We start from the raw sequence: 24,881 nt of genomic DNA on the forward strand, positions 1-24,881 counted from the left end.
CACAATGGACCGCATTGCCACCACCGACAGGAGATGCCCATGCTGCAAACCGCCGTGGTCGCCGTGCGCGACCGTGCCCGGCTGCAGGAAATCGTCGGCGTGCTGCTGCGCTTCGGGCTGGCCGACCTGGTCGACACGCTGGGCCTGGCCCGCTTCGCGCCGCGCGGCAGCCAGCCCCATCCCGAGCATCCGCTGGATGCCAGCCGCCCCGAGCGCCTGCGCATGGCCCTCGAATACCTGGGTCCCAGCTTCGTCAAGCTGGGCCAGATCATGGCCACGCGCTCGGACCTGCTCGCGCCCGAATGGACGGCCGCCCTGCAACAACTGCACAGCCACGCCGCCCCGCTGCCCTGGGAGACGGCCCAGCCGTTGATCGAGCAGTCGCTGGGCCTGCCCGTGGAGCAGGTGTTCACGCATTTCGACCCCGTGCCGCTGGCCTCGGCCTCCATGGCCCAGGTGTACCGCGCGCGGCTGCCTGCGGCCGAAGACCGGGATGACCGGCAAGACCAGGAGGACGGCAGCGGCAGCGACAGCACCCCTGCGGCCAGCGCTGCCGACATCGAAGTCGTGGTCAAGGTCCAGCGCCCCGGGCTGCGCCCCCAGATCGAAGCCGACCTGCGCCTGCTCGAGCACCTGGCGCTGCTGGCCCAGGAACAATGGCCGCAGCTGGCACGCTACCGCCCGCGCGAAGTCACGCGCCAGCTGGGCCAGGCGCTGCGCGAGGAACTGGATTTCACCGTCGAAGCCCACAACGGCGATGCCGTGGCGCGGCACTTCGCGGCCCAGCCCGAGATCGTCGTGCCGGCCATCCACTGGGCATTGAGCGGGCCGCGCCTGCTGGTGCAGGACTTCGTGCCGGGCGTGCCGGCCTCGGCCGTGGGTGCGGACCCCGCGCTGGACGGCCCGCTGCTGGCGCGCCGTGGCGCCTGCGCGTTTTTGCAGATGGTGCTGCGCGACGGCCTGTTCCACGCCGACCCGCACCCTGGCAACCTGCTGGCCCTGCCCGGCAACCGCGTGGGCTTCATCGACTTCGGCATGGTCGGGCGGCTGTCTCCCCAGCGCCGCCGCCAGGTGCTGGGCCTGATGCGCGCCCTGGTCGAGGGTCAGGGCCGCAGCCTCTCGGGCGTGCTGCTGGAATGGGCGGCCGAAAGCGAAATGCCCGGCCGCGCCCCGCCCTCGGCCGCGCGCATCGAGGCCGCCGTGGACCGCTTCGTGACCCGCCATGGCCCCGGCGCCAGCAATGGCCGCCTGGTCATGTCCCGCGCGCTGCAGGACTTCATGGCCCTGGCCCGCGAAACCGGCGTGGCCCTGCCCGCCGACATGGCGCTGCTGCTCAAGGCCCTGATCACGGCCGACCAGGTGCTGCTGCAGCTGGACCCGCAATTCGACGTGGTGCAGACGGCCACGCCCCTGGTCAAGGCCCAGCTGCTGCAGCGCTACTCCCTGCGCAGCCTGGCGCGCCAGCGCCGCGCCGCCATGGCGCAGTGGCTGGAACTGGCCAACGACGCGCCGCACACCCTGCGGCTGGTGATGCAAAGACTGCGCTCGGGCCGGCTGCAGGCCGACCTGGACATACGCCACATCGACCGGCTTTCACTGGCACTGGAACGCGCCGCCACCCGCCTGGCCCTGGCCGTGGTCTCCGGCGCCTTCATCCTGGGCCTGGCCCCCGGCCTGCTGACCATGGGCCCGCGCCTGTGGGGCATCCCCCTCTTCGCCGCCCTGGGCGTGGCCGGCGCCGCCGCCAGCCTGGCCGTTCTTTTCACCACCATGCGCAGGCAGAAGGCGCTGGATTGATCGCTGGATTGGCGATCAGGAACGCCAAAAAAGCAGCACCAGCGCATCAGTTCAAAGCCGGGCGCCGCCCCCAAAACCGCCACGTCCCAACCCAGAGACACCGAGGAAGGGCCGCCCCGCACCGAGGGTGTCGTCCCCCTCCGCGAAGCGAGAAGGGGCGCCGTGCAACGGGCGACGTGCAACGGGAAGCGGCGCAGCCGCTCAGGGGGTCAGTCCAATTTGACGCCAGCGCTCTTGATGATGGCGCCCCAGCGCTTAGATTCCGCGCGCGACATGGCCAGGAACTGCTCGGGCGTGCCGGGCAGCGCCTCCATGCCGAAGTCCTGCATGCGCTTGACCACGGCGGGGTTGGCCAGCGCCTTGTTGAGTTCGGCGTTCAGGCGCTGCACCACGGCGGGGGGCATCTTGGCCGGGCCCAGGATGCCCTGGAAGGCATAGACCTCGGTATCGGGCACGCCGACCTCGGCCAGCGTGGGCAGCTCGGGCAGGCTGGGCACGCGCTTGCCCGTGCCGATGGCCAGGGCGCGCACCTTGCCCGACTGGATCACGGGCAGGCCCGAGGCCAGGTCCAGGAACATGCAGGGCACCTGGCCGCCCATCACGTCGGCCAGCGCAGGCGCCGCGCCGCGATAGGGGATGTGCGTCAGGAAGGTGCCCGTGCGGTTCTTGAACATCTCCATGGCCAGGTGGTGGGGCGAGCCGTTGCCGGGCGAGGCGTAGTTGACCTGGCCCGGATGCGCCTTCACGTAGGCCAGGAATTCCTTGAAGGTCTTGGCCTCGAAGTTCGGGTTCACCACCAGCGCCATCGGGAAGCGGCTGATGCCGCCGATGTAGGTGAAGTCCTTTTCGGGGTTGAAGGACAGCTTGCTGAACAGGTGCTCGTTGTAGGCCAGCACGGCGTTGTCGCCCGACATGATGGTGTAGCCGTCGGGCTTGGCCGTGGCCACGATCTGGGCGCCGATGTTGGTGGAGGCGCCGGGGCGGTTGTCCACCACGATGGTCTGGTTCAGCGTCTGGCGCATGGCCTCGGCCACGGTGCGCGCCAGCACGTCGGTGCCGCCGCCGGGCGGATAGGGCACGACCCAGCGGATGTTGCTGGCGGGCCAGTCCTGCGCCTGTGCAAAAGGCGCGGCCATGCCGGCGGATGAGGCCGCCACGGCGGCCAGGAATTGTCTACGGTCCATTGTTGTCTCCTGTGGGATGGGTGTGATGGTCCTGGCCGCGCCCTGTTGCTTTTGTTCATGGAGGCGGCGGCCGTGTGTTTCAGGGCGGGCTGGCTGCGGGGAACTCCACGCGCTGCACCTTGAAGCCCTGGGCCGCCAGCAGCGCCGGCAGGCCGCGCGTGCCCACCATGTGCAGGGCGCCCACGGCGGCGAACACGCTGCGGCCGGAACGGATCTGCCGCGCCACTTCGCGCGCCAGGCCGGGGTTGCGGCCATAGACCATGCGGTCGTAGTCGGCGCGCTCGGCGGCATTGGCCATGCAGTCGCACCAGTCGGGCAGGCTCTCCAGCAGGTGGATGCGGCCATCGGCCCAGACGCGTGCGATCAGTCCCAGCTTCTGGGAGGCGATGCCGCTTTCCAGCTGGCGCAGGCCGGACTCCACCGTCTCGGCCACGCGCGCGGGGTCGTCCGAGACCAGCTCGCGCAGTTGCAGCTCGGGTGTCTCCAGCGACAGCACGGGCTTGCCCAGGGCCAGCGCCACGCCGGCCAGCGAGAAATCGATGCCATAGGACGCGTCCAGCCCCTCGCTGCGGCCGGCCAGCGACAACAGGGAGATCACCTGGGCGTCGGGGCGCAGCAGGGCCAGCTCGGGGCCGGCGCAGGCCAGGCGCCTTTGCTCCTCAAGCCGGCGCTGGAGATCGCCGCGCAGCGGCGGCGCATCGGGCCGCGCCTGCATGCCTGCGAACAAGACCTTCATGACCTCGGGATCGAGGATGTTCAGCTCCAGCGCCAGGCTGTCGGAGGCGCGCAGCGCGTCCGCCACCGTGGGGCCGGGCACGCTCCAATCGAGCTTGGCCGCGTGCATGGTCCCGTAGAGCCAGCTGGTGCGGCCCCGGTGCTCGATGCGCCACAGCAGTCCACGGTCCTGCGCCTTGCGCTGCATGGCGCGGATCTCGTCCGGGCTGGGCATGCGCGCCTCGGGCGGGCAGGTGACGGGGTCCGCGGCCGGGGGCGCCCCGAATGCCGCGGCCAGCGGCGACAGCGCCAGCGCGGCCAGGCCGGCGCGCAGCGACCTGCCCGCCAGGCGCCACCAGGGTGCGCAGACGCGGCTCATTCGGCAGGCTCGACGATGTTCTGGTCGATGGCGCCGAAGATGCTCTGGCCGTCCTTGCCCTTCATCTCGATGCGGATGGTGTCGCCGAAGCGCATGAACTCGGTCTTGGGCGCGCCGTCCTGGATGGTCTCTATGCAGCGCTTCTCTGCGATGCAGCTGTAGCCCTTGGGCCACTCCATGCGCCGGTTCTTGCCCTTGCCGCTTTCCACGCCCTTGTTGCTCACGGTGCCGCTGCCCACGATGGAGCCGGCGCGCACATTGCGCGTCTTGCAGATATGGGCGATGAGCTGGCCGAAGTGAAAGCTCATGTCCTCGCCCGCATCGCACATACCTACCTTGCGGCCGTTCCAGGTGGACTGCAGCGTCAGGTGCAGGCGGCCGCCCTTCCAGGCGTCGCCCAGCTCGTCCAGCGTCACGGCCACGGGGCTGAAGGAGGTGGCGGGCTTGGACTGGAAGAAGCCGAAGCCCTTGGACAGCTCATTGGGGATCAGGTTGCGCAGGCTCACGTCGTTGGCCAGCATGACCAGGCGCACGCCGCCCAGCGCACGCTCGGGCGTGGCGCCCATGGGCACGTCGGCGGTGATGACGGCGATCTCGGCCTCGAAGTCGATGCCCATGGACTCGCTGGGCACCACCACGTCGTCGCAGGGGCCCAGGAAATCGTCGCTGCCGCCCTGGTACATCAGCGGGTCGGTGTAGAAATTGGCGGGCACCTCGGCGCCGCGCGCCTGGCGCACCAGCTCCACATGGTTGATGTAGGCCGAGCCGTCGGCCCATTGGTAGGCACGCGGCAGCGGCGCCATGCACTGGCGCGGATCGAAGGCAAAGGCATGGACCGCCTTGCCGCTGTTGAGCAGGTGGTACAGGTCCTGCAGCTGGGGCGCCATGTAGCTCCAGTCGTCGAGCACCTGCTGCAGGCGGCTCGCTATGCCGGTCGCATAATGGGCCTGGCTCAGGTCGCGTGACACCACGACCAGTTGCCCGTCCCGCGATCCGTCCTTGTATGTGGCAAGTTTCATGCTGCTCCCCCGTGCCGCCGCCGCGCGCCACGGCATCCGGGCAGCGGCCTGGATACCCATGGCGACGCAGCCACGAATTACGATAAGTTAAATTGATTTAACTAAACAAAACCAAATTCTATTGCAATGGACAAGGAACGCGCAGGGATTCAATCGGTCGAGGTCGGTTTTACGTTGCTGGAGGCGCTGACGCGCGCCCGGGGCCCGCAGATGCTCAAGGACCTGGCGTCCGACGCCGGCATGAGCGCCGCCAAGGCGCACCGCTACCTCGTGAGCTTCCAGCGCATCGGCCTGGTCACCCAGGACGCGCGCACCTCCCGCTACGACCTGGGCCCGGCCTCGCTCAAGCTGGGCCTGGCATCGCTGGCGCGGCTGGACCCCGTGCGGCTGGCGCGCGAGCGCATGCCCGCGCTCATGGAGCGCATCCACCACACGGCGGCCATCGCCGTCTGGGGCAACCACGGGCCGACCATCGTGCACTGGGAGGAAAGCGCGCAGTCGGTCACCGCCAACCTGCGCCTGGGCGACGTCATGCCCATGCTGGCCTCGGCCACCGGGCGCTGCTTCGCGGCCTGGCTGCCGCGCGAGGTCACGGCCCCGCTGCTGGAGCCCGAGGTGGACAAGGCCCGCCGCATCCAGCGCAAGGACCTGCCGCTCACCCCCGAGGCCATAGACGCCATGCTGGCCGAGGTGCGCGAGCGCGGCACCGCCCGCGTGGTCGATACCGTGCTGCCCGGCATCGTGGCGTTTTGCACGCCGGTCTTCGACTCCTCGGGCCATATCGTGCTGGGCCTGACCACGCTGGGCTCGATTGCAACTTTCGACCCCGAATACGGCGGCGCCATCGACGCGCCGCTGCGCGAAGCCTGCGTGCAGTTGTCCCAGGACCTGGGCTGGAATGCCTGAGATGAAGCTACACCCCCTGAGTCGCTTCGCGCCTTCCCCCTGGAAGGGGGACGACAGCCTCGCTGCGGGGCGGCGCGGCCGGCGTAGGCCCTTGCTCGCTGTCCCTGGCCTTGGGCCGCGCCGGTTTCATGGGCTGTGGGTGGCGCGCAGCACTATGGATAACTGACATGAGCCTACGCCAGCGCGCCCTGCCCGCCCTCACCGCCGTGGTGCTGGGCGTGCACGCCCTGGCCCTGCTGGGCCTGCCGCTGTGGAGCCAGGTGTCAGCGCCGCGCACCGAGGTGGCGGCCATGCAGACGCGGGCGCTGTCCCTGCCCGAGCCACCCGCCCCCCCGCCTGCAGCGCCCGTACCCGCACCGAAGGCGCCTGCGCCCAAGCCGCAGCAGCCTCGCCCCAAGGTCCAGCGCCCGGCACCCGCCGCATCCGTGGCCGAGCCGTTGGACACGCCCATCCGCGAAACCGTGGAGCCCTTGCCGATGGCCGCAGCGCCGGAGCCTGCCGCATCGGAAGCCTCGGAAGCCGCCGATGCCGGCAGCGGGGCAACCCCGGCCACACCGCCGGCGCCGCCTGCTTCCAAGCCCGAACCCGAAACACCACCCGCACCCTCGGCCGGCCCGGCCCAGGGCATGGCCATCACCTCGCCCGACGGCACGCCGCTGGCCTCCGACGCCCCCGTTCCCGTGCAACTGCCCGATCCCGCGCGGCTGTCGTTCGCCGTCACCGGCCAGGCCAAGCGCTTCAACTACTCGGCCAGTGCCGAGCTGGTCTGGCGCCATGCCAACGGCCAGTACCAGGCCAGCCAGGAAGTCAGCCTGTTCCTGCTGGGCTCGCGCTCGCAGACCAGCGAGGGCCGCATCACCGACAGGGGACTGGAGCCCAGCCGCTTCAACGACAAGGCACGCAAGGAGCAATCGGCGCAGCTGGCGTTCGACCAGAACCTGGCGCACTTCAGCACGGGCGCGCCCGATGCCGCCATCGCGCCCGGCGCGCAGGACCGGCTCAGCGTGTTCCTGCAACTGTCGGCCCTGCTGGCGGCGGCGCCGCAGCGCTATCCGGCGGGCACGCAGATCAGCTTCATCACCGTCAGCGCGCGGCGCGCCGACCGCTGGACCTTCCGCGTGGGCGAGACCGAGACGCTGGACCTGCCCTCGGGCAGCACGCAGGCGCTGCGGCTGGACAAGATCGCGGCGGCCGGCGATGACCAGCAGGCCTCGCTGTGGCTGGCGCCGTCCATGCAATACCTGCCCGTGCGCATCCGGCTGGCGCAGGACAACGGCGACTTCGCCGACCTGCAGCTCAAGGGCCGCCAGGCGCCCTGATCGCGGGTAGGCGGGCACTTGCAGGCACCGCTGCCGCCCGCCTACCACAGCGCGGCCTGCGGCGCACGCCGCCGCGCATGCCAATCCGTGGAATACTGCATGCAAGTGCCTGTGATAGATCGGGACCCCCACGGTTCTTGAAATCCGGCGCTTCGCAGCCATGTAGGCTGTGCGACGCCCGGCAACGGGCCAGAAAGGGAACACCATGCAAATGCTTTACGACTCCGAATCTTTTGTGGTGCTCCATCTGCGTCCCGACATGGATCCGGATGCAACGGCTGGCAATGAGGCAGTCGACACCGCCCGCCAACTGCCACGCCACGGCTTCGAGATCGTGGACAAGCGCTCGGGCAAGGAGGTCTACCTGGACGGCTCCTGGGCCGAGATGTTCCAAAAGCAGATCATTGCCTGGCAGCTCGACGCCCCCACCGAGGAAGAGGTGGAAGACGCGCTGGATCGCTACGCAGGCCTGGCCCAGCAGCCCGTCGTGGTCCACTGACAGCACACAGCGCACAGCCCCCTGAAGGGGCCGCGTGCCAAGCCCGCCGCAGGTTCTCTGCGGCGGGCTTTTTCTTTGGGCGCGGCCATTGCGCGGACCCTGGTGCTTTCACCGATCCGCAGCGAGCGCCGCCTGCCTAGAATCCTGAGCGCAGGTTCAAGATTTGAAGACCATCTGTGAGATGGTCTTGTCGCGCCTGTGTGGTGTGCGCCGGCCTCTTGCAGACAACCAGGAGGCAGCGATGCAAACCACAGGCCACAGCATTCGTGGCGTTCAGGATGTCATCTCGTACATCGACGCACGCCAGGGCATTTCAGGCCGCGCCGGCACCATCTGGTGGCTGGCACTCGGCGGCCTTTTCCTCGACGCCTTTTCCAACTCCGCGCTCAGCGTGGGCCTGGGGCCCATGACGCGCGACCAGCAGCTCACGCCGGCCGAGGTGGCCTGGATGACGTCGCTGGCCTCCTGGGTGTCCATCGCCTTCAACCCCATCGGCGGCTGGATGGCCGACCGCTGGGGCCGCATGCGCCCGCTGGTCATCGCCAAGGTGCTGGCCGTGGCCGGCGCGCTGCTGGTCAGCATGGCGCCCGACTACGCCACCATCCTCTTCGGCCGCTTCTTCGTGGGCGCGGCCTATGGCATCGACTTCGCCATCGCCATGGCGGTGCTGGCCGAATTCACGCCCGCCCGCCTCAAGAGCCGGCTCAATGTCTGGCAGGGCATGTGGTACATGGCCGTGTGCAGCAACCTGGTGCTGGCGCTGTGGTTCCACTCCTGGGACGTGGGCGATTCGCTGTGGCGCTACTCGGTCGCTGCCACCGCCGTGTTCGGCGTGTTCATCCTGGGCATGCAGGCCGCGCTGCTGGTGGAAAGCCCGACCTGGCTGGCACGCAAGGAGCGGCTGGACGACGCGGCCCGCGCCATGACGCGCATCTATGGCCAGACCTTCAGGGCAGCGCCCCTTGCCGAGCGCCTGCCCGTGCTCAACCCGGCCCGGCGCGGCCTGGCCAATGTGCTGCTGATCTTTCGCGGCATCTACCTGCCGCGCACGCTGCTGGCGGCCACGGTGCAGATAGGCCAGTCCATCCAGTACTTTGCCGTGGGCTGGTACCTGCCGCTGATCAGCGCCTCGCTGTTCGGCAAGGACTTCCGCGAGGCCACGCTGGGCGCGCTGGTGTTCAACGTGTTCGGCATCGTCGGCGGCTTCCTGTCGCCCGTCATCGGGCGCCGGCTGGGCCTGCGGCGGGCCTCGGCCTTCGGCTTTGCGCTGGTGTTCCTGATGCTGCTGGTGCTGGGCCTGTTCAACGGCCGCATGCCCATCTGGCTGGCCGTGGCCGTGCCCTCGCTGTTCATCCTCTTTCACTCGGGCGGGCCCGGCGCCAACGGCAAGAGCCTATCCACGCTGTCGTTCCGCAGCGAGCTGCGCGCGGGCGCCAACGGCGTGATCGGCGCGCTGGGCGCCATGGGCGCGGCGCTGGGGCTGCTGGTGTTCCCGCTGTTCCGCCAGCAGTACGGGCTGGAGAACACCTTCCTCATCCTGTCCGTGGTCCCGCTGCTGGCCAGCATCGTCTGCTTTTCCATCCGCTGGGACCCCACGCGCACCACGGTGAATCCCGACGACGAGCCCGGCGCGCCCCAGTTCGCGGAAGACGCCGCCCCGCCCGCCAAGGTCGCTCAAACCACCGCCTGAAAGAGACCACCCCATGCACCATGAAGCCGTGATCCTTTGCATAGACGAAGGCACCTCGGGCACGCGCGCCGCCGTCGTGGGACGCGACGGGCAGGTGTCCGCCCAGGACTATCTGCCGCTGGAAATCCACTGCCCGCGCCCCGGCGTGGTCGAGCAGGACGCCGACCTGCTGCTGGAGCGCACGCTGGACGTGTGCCGCCGCGCCATCGCCCGCGCCCAGGGCTGCGGCCAGCAGATCGTGGCCCTGGCCATTGCCAACCAGCGCTGCTCGGCCGTGCTCTGGGACACGGTCACAGGCCGGTCGCTAGCGCCCATCATGGTCTGGCAGGACTCGCGCCACCGCGACGAACTGGCCCTGCTGGCCGGCGACTGGGATGCCCGGCTGATCCGCCACGCGGGCCGGCCCGTGGGCGTGCGTTCGCCCTACCTGTGGGCCGCGCGCAAGCTGCGTGAGGATGCGGCCGTAGCCCGTGCCTGGCAGCAGCGCCGCCTGGCCTTCGGCACCATCGACTCCTGGCTGCTGTGGCATCTGTCGGATGCGCGCGCCGTGGTCACCACGCCCACCAATGTGACCTCGGGCAACGCCTATGCGCTGGGCGAGCATCGCTATCTGCAGGACTGGCTGGACGCGCTGGAGTTTCCCGCCGAGCTGCTGCCCCGCCTGTGCGAGGACGTGCAGGACTTCGGCCGCACGCGCAGCGAGCTGCTGGGCCTGGCCGTGCCCATCCTGGCCTGCGCGGGCGACCAGCATGCGGCCGCCGTGGGCCTGGGCTGCCTGGAGCGGGGCCAGGCGCTGTGCGTGCATGGCACGGGCAGCTTCGTCGATGTGCTCACGGGAACAAAGCTGCCCGCGCATGACGCAGCCCATGAAAGCTCGCTGACCATGACCGCGCGGCGCATGGGCGGTGTCTCGCGCTATGCCATCGAGACCTATGTGCCCACCACCGGCTCGGCGCTCAACTGGATCTGCGAGAAGCTGCAGTGGTTCGACAACCCGCAGCAGATCAGCACCCTGGCCCGCGAGGCCGAGACGCCGGCCGACCTGGTCTTCATCCCCGCGCTCACGGGCCTGCGCCTGCCGGCCATGGAGCCGGGCGCGCGGGCCTCGATCTCGGGCGTGTCCATGGCCACCTCGCGGCCGCAGCTGGCGCGCTCCATCCTCGAAGGCATTGCGCATTCCGTGGCCTCCTGCGTGCAGGCCGACGAGGCGGCCGCAGGCACCGAGGTGGGCGAGCTGCTGGTGGGCGGCGGCCTGTCGGGCAGCGATGCGCTGCTGCAGATCCAGGCCGACCTGGGCGGCCTGCCCGTGCGCCGCCTGGCCGATACCGACAAGGCCAGCCTGCGCGGCATCGCCTTCATGGCCGGCAGCGCAGGCCTGCTGTGGGACGGGCTGGAGCAGGCCTGCGCCACGCTACGCACCGAAGCGGTCTTCACCCCGCGCATGGCCACCGACGAGCGCGGCGAGCGCCGCCGCATCTGGCGCGCCCGCGTGGGCGACGAACTGGCCCGCGCCCGGGCCCCCGGGCGCAGCGCCGCACTGGAGGGCTGCGCATGATGCAGTGGCCCTTTGGCAATGAACGCAGGGACAGCGCCGCACTGACCCAGACCGCGCCGCTGCAGCTGCAGCGCGCGGACCAGCTCGCGCGGCTGGGTGACGAGGCCTTCGACCTGCTGGTCATCGGTGGCGGCATCACCGGCGCCTATGCGGCGCTGGACGCCAGCCTGCGCGGCCTGCGCGTGGCGCTGGTGGAGAAGGACGACTTCGCCTCGGGCACCTCGTCCAAGTCCTCCAAGATGGTGCACGGCGGCCTGCGCTACATCGAGCAGGGCAACCTGGGACTGGTGCGGCACTCGCTGCTGGAGCGCCAGCGCCTGCGCCGCAATGCGCGGCACCTGGTGCAGCGCCTGCCCTTCCTGTTTCCCGTGATGGAGCGCGACGGCGTCTTCGACGCCCGCCTGGCCAAGGCCTTCGGCAGCCTGCTGTGGACCTATGACCTGGCCGGCGGCTGGCGCGAAGGCATCCTGCACCGCAAGCTCGGCAAGGCCGAGGTGCTGTCGCACTGCCCGAGCTTCCGCGAAGAGCAGCTCCTGGGCGGCTACATGTACTTCGACGCGCGCGTGGACGATGCGCGGCTCACGCTGGCCGTGGCGCGCACCGCGGCCTTCCATGGCGCGGCCGTGCTCAACCACTGCCAGGCCACCGCCGTCACGCGCAACGCCCACGGCCGCGTGGATGGCGCCATCGTCCAGGCCGATGGCCGCGAGATCACGGTGCGCGCGCGCAGCGTGGTCATGGCCACGGGCGTGTGGCTGCGCGACTGGGATGGCCGCAAGCCCGGCCAGGAACCCCGGCTGCACGTGCGCCCCGCCAAGGGCGTGCACGTGGCCATTCCCTGGCTGCGCATACGCAACGACTGCACCGTCACCATTCCCGTGCCGGGCCGCAGCCGGCGCGCCACCATCACGCGCTGGGGCGATGTCTCCTACCTGGGCACCACCGACGAGGACTACGCAGGTGGCCTGGACGATGTGCACTGCACGCGCACCGAGCTGGACTTCCTGCTGGAAGGCGCACGCTCCGCACTCAAGGTGGACCTCTCGCCCGAGGACGTGGTCGGCTCCATCGCCGGCTGCCGCCCCCTGGTCGGCCCGCCCGGCGGCAAGACCGTGGAGATGAAGCGCAACCACGAAATCCATGTGGCAGCCGACGGCCTGGTCACCATCGTGGGCGGCAAGCTCACCACCTCGCGCCACATGGCCGAGCAGACCGTGGACGCCGTCGAGAAACTGCTGGGCCGGCGCACGCGCTGCACCACCACCTCGGCCTTTGTGCTGGGCGCGGCCGGCTACGACGCCCAGGCCATCACGGCCACGGGCGGCCTGTCGGCCCACCTGGGCGAGCGCTACGGCACGGAGGCGCGCTTCGTCAGCGACCTGCTGGCCGTGCGGCCCGAACTGGCCCGGCCCATCGTGCAGGGCCTGCCCCATACCGAGGCCGAGGTCCTCTACGCCGTGCGCCACGAAATGGCGGCCAGCGTGGACGACGTGCTCTCGCGCCGCCTGCGCGCCCGCCTCATGGCGCGCGATGCCTCGGCCCACGCCGCGCAGCGCGTGGGCGACATCCTGGCCGATGAACTGGGACTGACACCCGCGCAGGTCGCGCAACAGGTCCACGACTACCGCCGCGCCGTGGAGCGCGAAAAACAGATTTTGATGGGAGACATCCAATGCTGAGCAAAGACGCAATCGCCCGCGGCTACAACCGCCGCAACTACGTGGTGGGCGCCCCCACGACCCCAGGCTGGGCGGCGCAGGCCGCACCTGCAGCCGACCGCCCTGCCTCCGAAGGTCCTGCCTGCGGCCTGCAGCACGAACCCGTGGCCGTGCCCGAGGCCGCGCTCGCCGCGCTGCGCACCGCCTGCGACCGCGTGCAGACCGAGCGCGCCGACATCGTTGCCGGCACGCGCGACTGGTGGGCGCGCACCATGATGGCCGAGACCTCGGGCCACCCGGCCACGCCGCAGGCCGTCATCGCCCATGCATCCACCGTGGAGCAGGTGCAGGCCGTGATGCGCATTGCCGATGAACACGCCATTCCCGTCACCGTCTCGGCCGGGCGCAGCAACGTCACGGGCGCGGCCCTGCCCCTGCGCGGCGGCATAGTGCTGGACCTGTGCGAACTCAATCGCTTTATCGCCATGGACGAGCAAAGCCAGATCGTCGAGGTCGAGGCCGGCATGTTCGGCGACGTGTTCGAGGAAACCATCCAGCGCCGCCACGGCATGACCATGGGCCACTGGCCCTCGTCCTTCGGCATCAGCACCGTGGGCGGCTGGGTGGCCTGCCGGGGCGCGGGCCAGCTGTCCACGCGCTACGGAAAGATCGAGGACATGGTCCACGGCATGGACGTGGTGCTGGCCGATGGCCGCCTCGTCACCGTAGGCGGCTATGCGCGCGCGGCCATCGGCCCGGACCTGCAGCAGCTGTTCATCGGCTCGGAAGGCACGCTGGGCGTGATCGTGCGCATCCGCTTCAAGCTGCACCGCCTGCCCGACCACGGCCGCGCCATCGCCTATGGCTTTGCCAGCTTTGCCCAGGGCCTGGAGGCCTGCCGCCAGATCCTGCAGCAAGGCGCCAACCCCGCCGCGCTGCGGCTGTATGACGCGCTGGAAAGCGGCGTGCAATTCGGCCGCAGCGACCTCAACGTGCTGCTGATCGCCGACGAAGGCGCGCCCGAGATTGTCGACGCCGTCATGGCCATCTGCGAGCGTGTGTGTGCACCCTTGGGTGAACGGCTGGACGGCGCCGCCACCCTGGAGCGCTGGCTGGACACGCGCTACCTGACCGGCAAGAGCGCCGAGGGCTTCAAGAAAGGCCCGGGCTTCGTCGCCGACACGCTGGAGATGTGCGGCCCCTGGAAAGACCTTCCGGCCATCTACGAGGAAGTGGTCGCCGCCCTGCAGGCCATCCCCGGCACCCTGGCCGGCTCGGCCCACCAGTCGCATGCCTATGTGGATGGCGCCTGCCTGTACTTTTCGCTGCGCGGCGAGGTGGCCGTGGACCAGCGTGCCCACTGGTACCGCGCGGCCTGGGACGCGGCCAACGCCGTGCTGCTGCGCCACGGCGCCACGCTCAGCCACCACCACGGCGTGGGTCTGCTGCGCGCACCCTACATGCGGCAATCGCTGGGCCCGGCCTTTGCCCTGCTGGAGGCCACCAAGCGCATGCTGGACCCCAAGAACCTGCTCAACCCCGGCAAGCTGGGGCTGGACCTCTGACATGGGCCGCCCGGACAACTCCCTGGGCGCGCGGCTGGCGCGCCGCCCCGTCATCGCCACCCTGTACGGAGCTGAGCAGATGGACGCGCTGCTGGCCAGCCAGGCCGAAGTCGCCATCGTCGCCAACATCGAACTGCGCCGCCTGCGCTCGGTGATCTCCACCATCACCGGGGCGGGCAAGATCGCCATCGTCAACATCGACAGCTGCGACGGCATCTCGCCCGACAAGGGCGGCGTGGACTACCTTGTGGACCTGGGCGCCAGCAGCCTGCTGTCCACGCGCGTGGCCACCATCCAGCGCGCCAACAAGGCCGGGCTGCTGACCATGCAAAAGGTCTTCGTCACCGACCGCTCCACCTGGCCGCGCAGCATCAAGGCCGTGGAGCAGAGCGACCCCAACCTCGTGCAGATCATGCCCGCCCCCATGCTGGCCCACATCACCGAGGCCGAGCGCCGCATCCTGCCGCCCCTGGTGGCCTCGGGCTTCGTCTGCAGCCAGGAGCAGGTCCAGCAGGCGCTGGCCGGTGGTGCGATTGCGGTGTCTACCAGCGACAGTGGGCTGTGGTGAGGTGGGCCCTAGGCCGTGCGCGACGCGGCCGGCCCGCGCGCCTCCACCCAGCGGAACAGCGGCGCCACCAGCAGCAGCACGGCGATCAGCCGGCAGACCTGGAAGGCCGTGACCACGGGCACGCCCAGCTGCAGCACCTTGGCGGTGATGGCCATCTCGGTGATGCCGCCCGGCGAGGTGCCCAGCAGCAGTGTGACCCAGGGCAGGTCCACGGCCAGGTGCAGCAGCCAGGCAAAGGCCGCGCAGATCGCCATGAGCCCCACGGTGCCCACGGCCACGGAGCCCAGCCAGCGCGGCGCGGTGTGCAGGAATTCGCGCTTGAAGCGCACGCCCAGGCTGATGCCGATCACCAACTGCGCCGCATTGACCAGGGCCTGGGGCACGGCCGACAGTTCCTGGCCGCACATGGTCAGCAGCATGGACACCAGCAGCGCGCCCAGGAACCAGGGGTTGGCCCGCTTGAGCCGGTCCATGGCCCAGGCGCCCAGGCCCGTGAGCACGGCCAGCAGCGCCAGCCCCGGCCATTCGACGATGCGGATGCTGGGCGGCGTCAGCCCCTCCAGCCCGTGCAGGCCGCTCCACTGCAGCGCAAACGGAATGCTCACGGTGACGATGACCAGGCGCAGGCTGTGGCTGGCCGCCACCAGGTCGGTGCGCGCGTTCTCGCGCTCGGCCAGCAGCGTCATTTCAGAGGCCGCGCCAATGGCGCCCGCGAAGTAGGTGGTGGCGCGCATCTCGCCAGCCGGTATCTGCGGCATGCGCGGCGCATGCACGCGGTACAGCCAGGCGCCGAAGCCCCAGCCCAGCAGCAGCGCCCAGACGATGGCCACGGCAATCGCCCACCACAGCCCCGCGATCAACTGCACCACGGCCGGCGTGAAGTACAGGCCCAGCGAGGCGCCGATGATCCACTGCCCGCCGTTGCGCAGCCGGCCCGCGCTGGCCGTGGGCGCGCCCAGGATGGAGGCCAGCGAGGTGGCGATCAGCGGCCCCAGCATCCAGGGCAGCGGCGTGCGCAGCCACAGGCACAGCTGGGCGGCGGCAAAGGCGCCCAGCAGGGTCAGTGCGATGCGAAGCAGGAAAATGTGGCGGCGCTCGGGCATGGCAGGCGAGGCAGGGGCAGGTCCAAAGCCTGCGAGTATCGCCGCGCCGGCTCCCGCGCGCTGCCGGCGGCGCTATCTCCGTGACAGGTCCGCGCCGCGCCGCACGGCCATCTCACGGCCCATGGCCGCCTGCGTTGCCTCTGGCAGCAGGCCGCGCGCCTGCGGGTAGGCCAGCCGCTCTTCATTCTCGACATGGCTGGCATAGCAGGCCGCGAAGCGTTCGAACACCGCCTCGTCAGCCGCGCCAAAGCCCTGGGACCGCCCCTCGACCATGTCCAGCAGCGGCTGGCGCGCCAGCGCCCAGTCGGCGCTCATCAGGCCGTGCTCGCGCTGCAGGCGCTGCACCAGGGCCACGGTCTGCGCATCGCCCTGCTCCAGCAGCGGCGGGAAGACATGCAGCTCCTCGTCCTCATGGTGCAGCGGCGCCGCCTGGTCGAAGTAGCGCAGGATGTCGCGCGCCGCCTGGCGTGCGCTGTCGTCGCAACCTTTGGTCTGGAGATGCACGCGCAGCCGGTCCAGCAGCGCCAGCATGCGCAGCACGCGCTCGTGGCAGGCTTCGAGCATCTCGAAGGGCTGGTCGAAGCCCGTGCCGGGCGCGCGCCAACCGGGCACGGCATCGCCCTGCGGGCGCGGGGCCACGGTAACTTTCACCCACAGCTCCCCAGATGGCCGCAGGCCGTGCAGTACTCGCAGCCGTCCTTGCGGATCACGGCATGGGCGCCGCATTCCTCGCATTTGCGGCCGGCCATGACCATGGGGTCGGTGGCAAGAGCTTCGGGCTCGGGCAGCGGCGATGGGGCGGGCGGTGCGCCGCTGCCGCGCCGGGCCAGGATGTTCTGCACCGCATAGGCGATGGCGGCCACCTCGGAGTCGTGCCACATGGGCACGCGTGTGCCGTCGTCGCGCTGGTGGGTGCCCAGGCGCACGGGGCCCCGGTCCCAGGCCACCTTGCGCATGTCGCTGAGGGCGCGCTCCAGGAAGCCGCCGCGCGCAGCCAGTGACAGCAGGCGCATGCTGGAGGTCACCCATTGCTGGGACTCGCCGCTCTGGCCCACGGGCATGAAGAATTCGATGGCGCGGTCCACCGTGCGGCCATCGGGCAGCACCACGGGCAGGAAGGAGACGACCAGGTACAGGCGCTTGGGACCTTGCTGGGTCCAGTATTCGATCTTCTCGGCCACGGCGTCCAGCGCGCCCTGGGGGCGGCTTTCTATCACGGTGCGCAGCGGGTCGGGTGCGGAAGCCGCGGCCTCTGCCGGCGCGGGGGAGGCCGGCTTTTCAGCAGATTCGGGCGCATGGGTTTCGAGCACGGCGCCCAGGATGGTGTTGGGCCGGTAGGTGGCCAGGCCCTTGAGGCCGGCCTTCCAGGCCTGGCGGTACAGGTCCTTGAAGTCCTCGTAGGGATAGTCGGCGGCCACGTTGACGGTCTTGGAGATCGCCGTGTCCACGAAGGGCTGCACGGCCTGCATCATGGCGATGTGGCCGGCCGCAGGCATCTGCAGCGCGCTGACGAAGTAGTCGGGCAGCTGCTGCACGTCGCCGCCCAGCGAGCGGTACAGGCGCCAGGCATGGTCTTCGACCGCGTACTCGGCGCTGCCGCCATCGGCCGTGCGTTTCTTGCGCTTGTAGGTCCAGGAGAACGGCGGCTCTATGCCGTTGGAGGCGTTGTCGGCAAAGGCCAGGCTGACCGTGCCCGTGGGCGCGATGGACAGCAGGTGGCTGTTGCGTATGCCGTGCTGGCGTATGCGCTGGCGCAGCGCCTCGGGCAGGCGGCTGGCGAAGGTGCCTTCGGCCAGGTAGCCATCGGCGTCGAACTTGGGGAAGGCCCCCTTCTCGCGCGCCAGCTCCACCGAGGCGCCGTAGGCCGCATCGCGCATGCGCTCGGCAATGCGCGCGGCCATGGCCCGGCCCTCGGGCGCGTCGTAGCGCAGGCGCAGCATGGCCAGCGCATTGCCCATGCCCGTGAAGCCCACGCCGATGCGCCGCTTGGCCTCGCTTTCCTCGCGCTGCTGCGGCAGCGGCCACCAGGTCAGTTCCAGCACGTTGTCCAGCGCACGCACCTGCACGGCCACGGCGCGCTCGAAGGCCTCGAAGTCGAACGCAGGCTCGCCCGCGAAGCCGAACGGATGGCGCACGAAGCGCGTGAGGATGACGGGGCCGAGGTCGCAGCAGCCGTAGGAGGGAAGCGGCTGTTCGCCGCAGTTGTGCACATACAGGCCATTGGCGTCGAAGGCGTGGCAGTCTGCCACCGTGACGTCATAGACCATTTCCTCGCCGTCGCTCTCCAACGCCTGGACGGTGGCAGTGAAGCGCTCACGGTTCGGGGTGCGCCGGTACTGGGCCAGGGCCTGCTCCAGCCGTTCGGCCTTATCGGTGTCCGCAAGGCCTATGCGGTCGGCAAAGATGCCAAGGTTGTCGCCGCTGATGACCAGTTCATGCTGTGCCTGGGTTGCATAGTCGCGCTGGCCGCCTTTGCCGTCGGGCATGGCGCGCAGTTGGGCTGGCCGACGGTTCTCATAAATCGTCGACGCCATGCCCTGGCGCAGCAGCATGCGCTGCACGGTACGCAGCAACTCAGAATCGCTCTGGGACAGGCGCAGGCTCACGCCCTTGTCCTGTGTGCCCTGGACCGACCCATCGGCATCAAACAGGCCGCGCAGCAGCCCTGCGGAAAATGCAGAAGAGGCCGCTTCCATGGACTTGGTGATGCACTTGCGCCCTGGCTCCATCCCCATGCCAAGCGCCAGATCGCGCAATGCGGCACTGGCCATGCGCGCCTCGCCACGTCCCGCCACTGGCCGCTGGAATCCACGGAAATCCGCGCGGTGGCGCAAGCTGGCGGCTGCAGCCTCGGCGGCCTGCATGATGCCTGCCGCGCCCGTGGCGGCATAGGCCACCGCACTGCCGGCGTTGCCTGCGACCTGGCGCAACTCGGGCGCCCATACGCTGATCACGGCCTTGTCGGCCTTGAGGGTTCCATCGCCTATCAGCAGGCCCAACAGGTAGCCTTCGGCCTCGGTGCCCTGCCCATCCCAGCCTTGAAACGCACGGTGGTTGTGCAGCAGTACCTCGTCGCCTGCCTGCAGTTGGGCGGCCGGAGTCCATTCAGCCTGCAACGCATAGCGCGTGCGGCGAGCGACACGCCGCACCAGATGGTCTGCGGTCAGGCGCAGCACCTGGCCCTCGCGTGTGGTCAGCCGCAGCACCGGCTTGCGGCCGGTGGCAAAGAAGCCCGCACTTTCGGTGGCGTAAACCTGGCCGTCGACCACGGCGCCAAATGTCTTTCCGACGAGGTCTGCAACCCGGGCTGGTCCCGACTCGGTGAGCACCCAGGTATCTGCCGTGACGCAAGGATTCGTCGCCGCGATCTCCTCGCAGTAGCGCAGGTTGTTGTCGTCGTTGATGTGGTCCAGGAAGAGGATGCCGGGCTCGGCGAAGTCGTAGGCCGAGCGCATGATGGTGTCCCACAGCGTGCGGGCGGGCAGGGTCTGGTAGACCCACTGGCCGTCAGCGCGCTGGTGGGCACCCTGCTCCAGCAGGGCGGTGCCGGGGCGGGCGCGGTGCACCAGGTGCCAGGGCTGGTCTTCGGCCACGGCTTGCATGAAGGCGTCGCTGACGCCGACCGAGACGTTGAAGTTGTTCCAGCGGCCCGGCGTGCGCTTGGCGGTGATGAATTCGAGCACGTCGGGGTGGTCGATGCGCAGCACGCCCATCTGGGCGCCGCGCCGCGCGCCCGCGCTTTCCACGGTGGCGCAGGACTGGTCGAAGACGTTGATGTAGCTACACGGGCCCGAAGCCAGCGAGGCGGTGGCGCGCACCTCGGCGCCACGGGGGCGGATGCGCGAGAAGTCGTAGCCCACGCCGCCGCCACGGCGCATGGTTTCGGCGGCTTCGCGCAGGGCTTCGTAGATGCCGGGGTAGCCGCCGTCGTCCACGCCCTGGATGCAGTCGCCCACGGGCTGCACGAAGCAGTTGATCAGCGTGGCCTGCAGGTCGGTGCCGGCCGCGCTCATGATGCGCCCTGCGCCTATGGCGCCGGCCTGCAGGTTGGCCAGGAACAGGGCCTCGCATTCGGCGCGGCGCGCCTCGGGCTCGACCGAGGCCAGGGCGCGGGCCACGCGGGCGTAGAGCTCGCCCACGCCGGTCTCGCCGTCCTTGAGGTATTTTTCGCGCAGCACATCGAGGCTGATGGGCTGCAGATCCGCCGCGTCCTGCGCGCGGCCCAGGTTTTCGCGATGCATTGGCATGGCTCCCGTGTTGACTTGCCTGCCGCCGTCCCTGGCACTTGCTCGGGCCTCAGTCGACAAGCACTTGTCCATCATGCTCCACGTAGGGCGGGTACGGCCCGGTGCCGCTGTGCGGAGCTTGAGATGCCGCAACAAAGCGGCCGGTCTGGACATCGAAGACATGGACTTCGCCGTCTTCGATGACATAGTGCCATCCGTGCAGGCTGAGCTGCCCGGCCTCTACCCGCGATCGCACCATGGGATAGTCCATCAGCCGTTCGAGCTGCAGCACGACGGCGCGCTGCTCGGTGCGGCGCAGCGCCTCGGGGCCGGCCTGCACGGGCAGCACGGCCTCGCGGCCCAGGTCCAGCCAGCGCTGCAGGTTGCGTGCCTCGGGCGAGACTTCTCCATACAGGGCCTTGATGGCTCCGCAGTGGCTGTGGCCGCAGACCACGATGCGGCTGACCTGCAGGTTGAGCACGGCGAATTCGATGGCCGCCGCCGTGCCGTGGTGGCCGTGCGATCCGTCGTACGGCGGCACGAAGGCGCCCACGTTGCGCACCAGGAACAGCTCGCCCGGCGGCGCCCCCGTGAGCAGGTAGGGCACGAGGCGCGAGTCCGAGCAGCCGATGAACAGCGTGGTCGGGTGCTGGCCCTCGTCGACCAGGGTGCGGAACTGCGCGCGGTACTGCGGGAAGGCGTGCTCGTGGAAGCGCCGCAGGCGCAGCAGCAGCTCGTCGTCGGGCATGGGCACATCCCCCTGCTATTGCACCAGCGGCGAGTCGGCCGCAGCGATGCGCACGCCCACCACCTCGGACTGGCCGGCCAGCAGTTGCAGGTACTGGTGGAGCGCGCTCACCCAGGTCTGCTGGTGCAGGGCCTGGGCGACGGCCGGGCGCGCCTGCTGCCAGTCGGGCAGAACGCCCGCCTCGCGCGCGCAGACCTCGACCACGTGCAGGCCGAAGCGGCTGTGCACCAGGCGCGGCAGCACGCCGATTTCCTGGGAGGCAAAGACATCGCGCGCGAATTCGGGCGCGCAATCGCTGCGGCCCAGCCAGCCCAGTTCGCCGCCGTGCTGGCCGCTGGGGCAGTTGGACCATTGGCGCGCGGCCTCGGCAAAGCGCAGGCCGGCGTCGTCGGCACAGCGCAGCTCGATCAGCAGGGCCTCGGCCCGCTGGGTGAGGGCGCGCACGTCCACGCCGGGCGTGACGGCAAACAGCACGTGGCGCAGGCGCACGCGCTCGCCCTTGGCGAAGCGCGCGGGGTTGGCATCGAAGTGGCGGCGGCAGGCGTCCTCGCCGGGCTCGGGCAGGTGCAGCGATTGCTCCAGCAGCTGCTCTATGGCCTGGGAGGCGCGCTCGCTGATGACGCCGTCGTCGCCGGCCGCATCATCGGCGCCCAGCAGGCCTTCGCGCTGGGCCGCCTGGCGCAGCAGCTCGGTGCAGGCGCGCTGGCGCAGTTCGCGCTCGGGCGGGCGCTGTCCGGGTGCGTGCAGCGGCGTGTTGTTGATGCGGGCCACCTCGGCACCGGCCTCGCCCACGGGCTGGAAGGCCGGCACTTCGGGAATCGCCGGGAGATCCCCCATCGGGGCAGAAGAAGTAGAAGTTGAAGAAGGGGTTGAAGACGCGCAGCCGCAGTGGCCGCCGCCCGATCCGTTGCATCCATGTTCCATGTCGATCTCCTCAATGGCCGGGCTTGGCGTCACGGCGTGCCGACGATGCGGGCAGGCCCAGGCGGCGCGAGCGCACCAGCTGGTAGGGGCGCAGCAGGTAGACCAGGGTGCCGAAGCCGCTCCAGACGTGGACCAGGCGCGTGAAGGGGAAGACCAGGAAGATGCTCATGCCCAGGAACATGTGGGCCTTGAACACCCAGCCGGCCTCGGCCAGCAGTTCGGCCGCGCCGCCACGGAAGGTGACGATGCGCTGCGCCCATTCGGCCAGGGCCATCATCATGGAGCCGTCCATGTGCTTTGCAGACAGCGGGATGGTGGCCAGGCCCAGCAGCAGCTGCAGCCACAGCAGCCAGAGGATGGCGATGTCGCTGAACCTGGAGTGGGCGCGGATGCGCACGTCCGACAGCCGGCGGTGCAGCAAGATGGTGAGGCCGATGAAGCCCAGCGTGCCCGCGATGCCGCCGCTGACCATGGCCAGCAGCTGCTTGGCGCCTGCGGCCATGAAGGGCTCGTAGACGAAGTGCGGCGTGAGCATGCCCACGGTGTGGCCGAAGAACAGGAACAGCACGCCGATGTGGAACAGGTTGCTGCCCCAGCGCAGGCTGCCGCTGCGCAGCAGCTGCGATGAGTCGCTCTTCCAGGTGTACTGGTCGCGGTCGAAGCGCAGCCAGCTGCCGATGAAGAACACGGCCAGGCAGATGTAGGGGTAGAGGCCGAAGAGCAGGTGGTCTATCCAGGAGGGGGTCATGTCAGGCTCCTTTGGCGGGGTCCTTGGGCTTGGGGCGCCGCCGTGCGGCGCACGAAATGCACGGGCTGCTCGGCGCCGGGGCGGGATTGGCCCTGGCTGCTGCAGCCGTCGAAGGCGGCGGGTTCGGCCCAGGCCTCGTCCATGGCGGGCTCGGGGCGGATTTCCACGCGCTCGGCCCTGTGGCCGGTGATCTCCAGCACGGCCGCGATCACGCTGGCATAGGGGCTGTCGCGCCGCGCCAGCGCCGTGAACAGGGCGTTGAGGATGTGGGCCATCTCGCCCAGGAATTCACGGGCGATGGCCGGCGGCTGGGTGGAGGCGAACTCCAGCACCACGGCCAGGTGGTCGGGCAGTTCGTCGGCCTCGAAGGCCAGGCCCGCGCGCTCGTAGGTCTGCTGCAGGTCGATCAGCGCCGGGCCCCGGTCGGCCGAGTCGCCGTGCACATGCTCGAACAGGTGCAGCGAGGTCTGGTGGCCCCGGTCGAAGGTGTCCACGTAGCGGGCCTCGGCCTCGAAGGGGTCCATGGCCTGCAGCTGCTCGGCCAGCTGCTGCAACTCGCGCAGCCGCGCGGGCGCCACGGATTGCTCCAGGCGCAGGGCGTCGATCAGGCCCGGCAGCAGGGCGCGCAGCTCGGCGCCCGGGTAGCCGATGAGGCAGGCCAGCGCGCGCAGCGTCAGGCGCACGGGGGTGGAGGTGTTGTGATTGAACATGGCGGCAGTCCTCACATTTGCGCGCGGATGGGGATGGTGCGCGGCTTCTTGCCGCCGAACAGGCTGGCGTCGGTGTTGCCGTCGGAGCAGCCGTTGCCGAACGAGAAGCCGCAGCCGCCGCGCAAATCGAACGCGCTTTCGGCGTATTCGCGGTGGGCCGAGGGAATGACGAAGCGGTCCTCGTAGTTGGCGATCGCCATGGTCTGGTACATGTCCTCGACCTCGTCCACCGTCAGTCCCGCGTACTGGAGCACGGCCAGGTTCTGTTCCTGGTCCACGTGCTTGCTGCGCTGGTACGCGCGCATGGCCAGCATGCGCTCCAGCGCGCGCACCACGGGCGTGGTGTCGCCGGCGGTGAGCAGGTTGGCCAGGTACTGCACGGGGATGCGCAGCTGCGAGACATCGGGCAGGTCGCCATTGATGGGGCTGCGGCCGACACTGTCGAGATGCCCGGCGTTCGCCGCCGAGGTGATGGGCGACAGCGGCGGCACATACCAGACCATGGGCAGGGTGCGGTACTCGGGGTGCAGCGGCAGGGCCACCTTCCAGTCCACTGCCATCTTGTAGACGGGGCTGGACTGGGCGGCCTCGATCCAGGCGTCGGGGATGCCGTCGATGCGGGCCTGGCGGATGACCTCGGGATCATTGGGGTCCAGGAAGATGTCCAGCTGCGCCTGGTAGAGGTCGCGGTCGCGCTCCACGCTGGCCGCCTCCTCGATGCGGTCGGCGTCGTACAGCAGCACGCCCAGGTAGCGGATGCGGCCCACGCAGGTTTCGGAGCAGACGGTGGGCTGGCCGGCCTCGATGCGCGGGTAGCAGAAGATGCATTTTTCGGCCTTGCCGCTTTGCCAGTTGTAGTAGATCTTCTTGTAGGGGCAGCCCGAGACGCACATGCGCCAGCCGCGGCACTTGTCCTGGTCGATGAGGACGATGCCGTCCTCCTCGCGCTTGTAGATCGAGCCCGAGGGGCAGGACGCCACGCAGGCCGGGTTCAGGCAGTGCTCGCACAGGCGCGGCAGGTACATCATGAAGGTGTTCTCGAACTGGCCGTAGATGTCCTTCTGGATCTGCTCGAAGTTCACGTCATGGCTGCGCTTGCTGAATTCGCCGCCCAGGATTTCCTCCCAGTTCGGACCCCATTCGATCTTCTCCATGCGCTGGCCCGAGATCAGGCTGCGCGCGCGCGCCGTGGGCGCGGCCTTGCTTTCCCTGGCCGACTGCAGGTGCTCGTAGTCGTAGGTGAAGGGTTCGTAGTAGTCGTCGATCTGGGGCAGGTTGGGGTTGGCGAAGATGCGCATCAACAGGCTCCACTTGCCGCCCTGGCGGGGCGCAATGGAGCCGTCCGTGCGGCGCATCCAGCCGCCGTTCCACTTGGCCTGGTTTTCCCACTCGCGCGGGTAGCCGATGCCGGGCTTGGTCTCGACGTTGTTGAACCAGGCGTATTCGACGCCGGGGCGGCTGGTCCAGACGTTCTTGCAGGTGACGGAGCAGGTGTGGCAGCCGATGCACTTGTCCAGGTTCAGCACCATGCCGATCTGTGCGCGGATTTTCATCGTGGTTCTCCTTGTT

At 69.9% G+C, this 24,881-nt stretch carries 20 protein-coding genes; 9 read left to right on the forward strand and 11 right to left on the reverse strand.

All coding sequences use genetic code 11. The annotated features are described in order from the left end of the window. Positions 1 to 39: 39 nt before the first annotated feature. Positions 40 to 1,797 carry an AarF/UbiB family protein gene (locus DELCS14_RS26615; protein WP_013804372.1) on the forward strand — a complete coding sequence of 586 codons (1,758 nt, stop codon included), beginning with the start codon at positions 40 to 42 and terminating at the stop codon, positions 1,795 to 1,797. 209 nt (positions 1,798 to 2,006) lie between these two features. Here DELCS14_RS26615 and DELCS14_RS26620 read toward each other — a convergent pair whose 3' ends face one another. From DELCS14_RS26620 to DELCS14_RS26630, 3 genes are all read right to left on the reverse strand, one after another. Then, positions 2,007 to 2,981 (reverse strand): tripartite tricarboxylate transporter substrate binding protein, encoded by a 975-nt coding sequence (locus tag DELCS14_RS26620; RefSeq protein WP_013804373.1) that lies wholly within the window; start codon positions 2,979 to 2,981, stop codon positions 2,007 to 2,009. Between the two features lie 79 nt (positions 2,982 to 3,060). Next, a complete protein-coding gene (locus DELCS14_RS26625) occupies positions 3,061 to 4,074 on the reverse strand; it encodes a TraB/GumN family protein (RefSeq protein WP_013804374.1) in 1,014 nt (337 codons plus the stop codon). After that, positions 4,071 to 5,093, reverse strand: a complete 1,023-nt coding sequence (locus DELCS14_RS26630) for a fumarylacetoacetate hydrolase family protein (protein WP_034390060.1) — start codon at positions 5,091 to 5,093, stop codon at positions 4,071 to 4,073. Before DELCS14_RS26630 ends, DELCS14_RS26625 begins: the two co-directional genes overlap by 4 nt. 126 nt (positions 5,094 to 5,219) lie before the next feature. On the opposite strand from DELCS14_RS26630, the gene DELCS14_RS26635 reads away from it, so the two are divergent. From DELCS14_RS26635 to DELCS14_RS26675, 8 genes are all read left to right on the forward strand, one after another. After that, entirely contained in the window at positions 5,220 to 5,999 is a 780-nt protein-coding gene (locus DELCS14_RS26635) for an IclR family transcriptional regulator (protein ID WP_012203056.1), read from the forward strand. Between the two features lie 167 nt (positions 6,000 to 6,166). Next, complete coding sequence (locus tag DELCS14_RS26640) at positions 6,167 to 7,318, forward strand: DUF3108 domain-containing protein (protein WP_013804376.1); 1,152 nt, start codon at positions 6,167 to 6,169, stop codon at positions 7,316 to 7,318. A gap of 205 nt (positions 7,319 to 7,523) precedes the next feature. After that, on the forward strand, positions 7,524 to 7,817 hold the full coding sequence (locus DELCS14_RS26645) for a DUF3567 domain-containing protein (RefSeq protein ID WP_012203054.1): 294 nt from the start codon (positions 7,524 to 7,526) through the stop codon (positions 7,815 to 7,817). A 241-nt stretch (positions 7,818 to 8,058) separates the two neighbouring features. After that, positions 8,059 to 9,507 (forward strand): MFS transporter, encoded by a 1,449-nt coding sequence (locus tag DELCS14_RS26655; protein WP_013804377.1) that lies wholly within the window; start codon positions 8,059 to 8,061, stop codon positions 9,505 to 9,507. A 13-nt stretch (positions 9,508 to 9,520) separates the two neighbouring features. Next, positions 9,521 to 11,062, forward strand: a complete 1,542-nt coding sequence (locus DELCS14_RS26660; RefSeq protein ID WP_013804378.1) for an FGGY family carbohydrate kinase — start codon at positions 9,521 to 9,523, stop codon at positions 11,060 to 11,062. Then, on the forward strand, positions 11,059 to 12,741 hold the full coding sequence (locus DELCS14_RS26665) for a glycerol-3-phosphate dehydrogenase/oxidase (protein WP_013804379.1): 1,683 nt from the start codon (positions 11,059 to 11,061) through the stop codon (positions 12,739 to 12,741). Before DELCS14_RS26660 ends, DELCS14_RS26665 begins: the two co-directional genes overlap by 4 nt. Next, positions 12,735 to 14,285 carry an FAD-binding oxidoreductase gene (locus DELCS14_RS26670; protein ID WP_013804380.1) on the forward strand — a complete coding sequence of 517 codons (1,551 nt, stop codon included), beginning with the start codon at positions 12,735 to 12,737 and terminating at the stop codon, positions 14,283 to 14,285. Before DELCS14_RS26665 ends, DELCS14_RS26670 begins: the two co-directional genes overlap by 7 nt. Position 14,286: 1 nt before the next feature. Then, a complete protein-coding gene (locus tag DELCS14_RS26675) occupies positions 14,287 to 14,853 on the forward strand; it encodes a glycerol-3-phosphate responsive antiterminator (RefSeq protein ID WP_012203049.1) in 567 nt (188 codons plus the stop codon). An 8-nt stretch (positions 14,854 to 14,861) separates the two neighbouring features. Here the strand turns inward: DELCS14_RS26675 and DELCS14_RS26680 are convergent, their stop codons facing one another. The 8 genes from DELCS14_RS26680 to narH form a co-directional block, all read right to left on the reverse strand. Continuing rightward, positions 14,862 to 15,956 carry an AbrB family transcriptional regulator gene (locus DELCS14_RS26680; protein WP_013804381.1) on the reverse strand — a complete coding sequence of 365 codons (1,095 nt, stop codon included), beginning with the start codon at positions 15,954 to 15,956 and terminating at the stop codon, positions 14,862 to 14,864. A gap of 72 nt (positions 15,957 to 16,028) precedes the next feature. Next, entirely contained in the window at positions 16,029 to 16,607 is a 579-nt protein-coding gene (locus DELCS14_RS26685; RefSeq protein ID WP_013804382.1) for a hemerythrin domain-containing protein, read from the reverse strand. Next, on the reverse strand, positions 16,604 to 20,197 hold the full coding sequence (locus DELCS14_RS26690; protein ID WP_013804383.1) for an LAGLIDADG family homing endonuclease: 3,594 nt from the start codon (positions 20,195 to 20,197) through the stop codon (positions 16,604 to 16,606). Before DELCS14_RS26690 ends, DELCS14_RS26685 begins: the two co-directional genes overlap by 4 nt. 55 nt (positions 20,198 to 20,252) lie before the next feature. Further along, entirely contained in the window at positions 20,253 to 20,930 is a 678-nt protein-coding gene (locus DELCS14_RS26695) for a carbonic anhydrase (protein ID WP_013804384.1), read from the reverse strand. Between the two features lie 15 nt (positions 20,931 to 20,945). Continuing rightward, the gene (locus tag DELCS14_RS26700) at positions 20,946 to 21,767 is read right to left on the reverse strand and encodes a peptidylprolyl isomerase (RefSeq protein WP_013804385.1); all 822 of its coding nucleotides are present in this window, start codon (positions 21,765 to 21,767) and stop codon (positions 20,946 to 20,948) included. A 97-nt stretch (positions 21,768 to 21,864) separates the two neighbouring features. After that, positions 21,865 to 22,602: a respiratory nitrate reductase subunit gamma gene (narI, locus tag DELCS14_RS26705; RefSeq protein WP_012203043.1), complete on the reverse strand. Its 738-nt coding sequence runs from the start codon at positions 22,600 to 22,602 to the stop codon at positions 21,865 to 21,867. After that, on the reverse strand, positions 22,599 to 23,312 hold the full coding sequence (gene narJ / locus DELCS14_RS26710) for a nitrate reductase molybdenum cofactor assembly chaperone (RefSeq protein WP_013804386.1): 714 nt from the start codon (positions 23,310 to 23,312) through the stop codon (positions 22,599 to 22,601). The genes narI and narJ overlap by 4 nt, the downstream gene beginning before the upstream one ends. An 11-nt stretch (positions 23,313 to 23,323) precedes the next feature. Beyond that, positions 23,324 to 24,865, reverse strand: coding sequence for a nitrate reductase subunit beta (gene narH / locus DELCS14_RS26715; RefSeq protein ID WP_013804387.1), 1,542 nt, complete (start codon positions 24,863 to 24,865; stop codon positions 23,324 to 23,326). Between the last annotated feature and the right edge of the window lie 16 nt (positions 24,866 to 24,881).

Source organism: Delftia sp. Cs1-4 (assembly GCF_000214395.1).
Taxonomy (GTDB): Bacteria; Pseudomonadota; Gammaproteobacteria; order Burkholderiales; family Burkholderiaceae_C; genus Comamonas; species Comamonas acidovorans.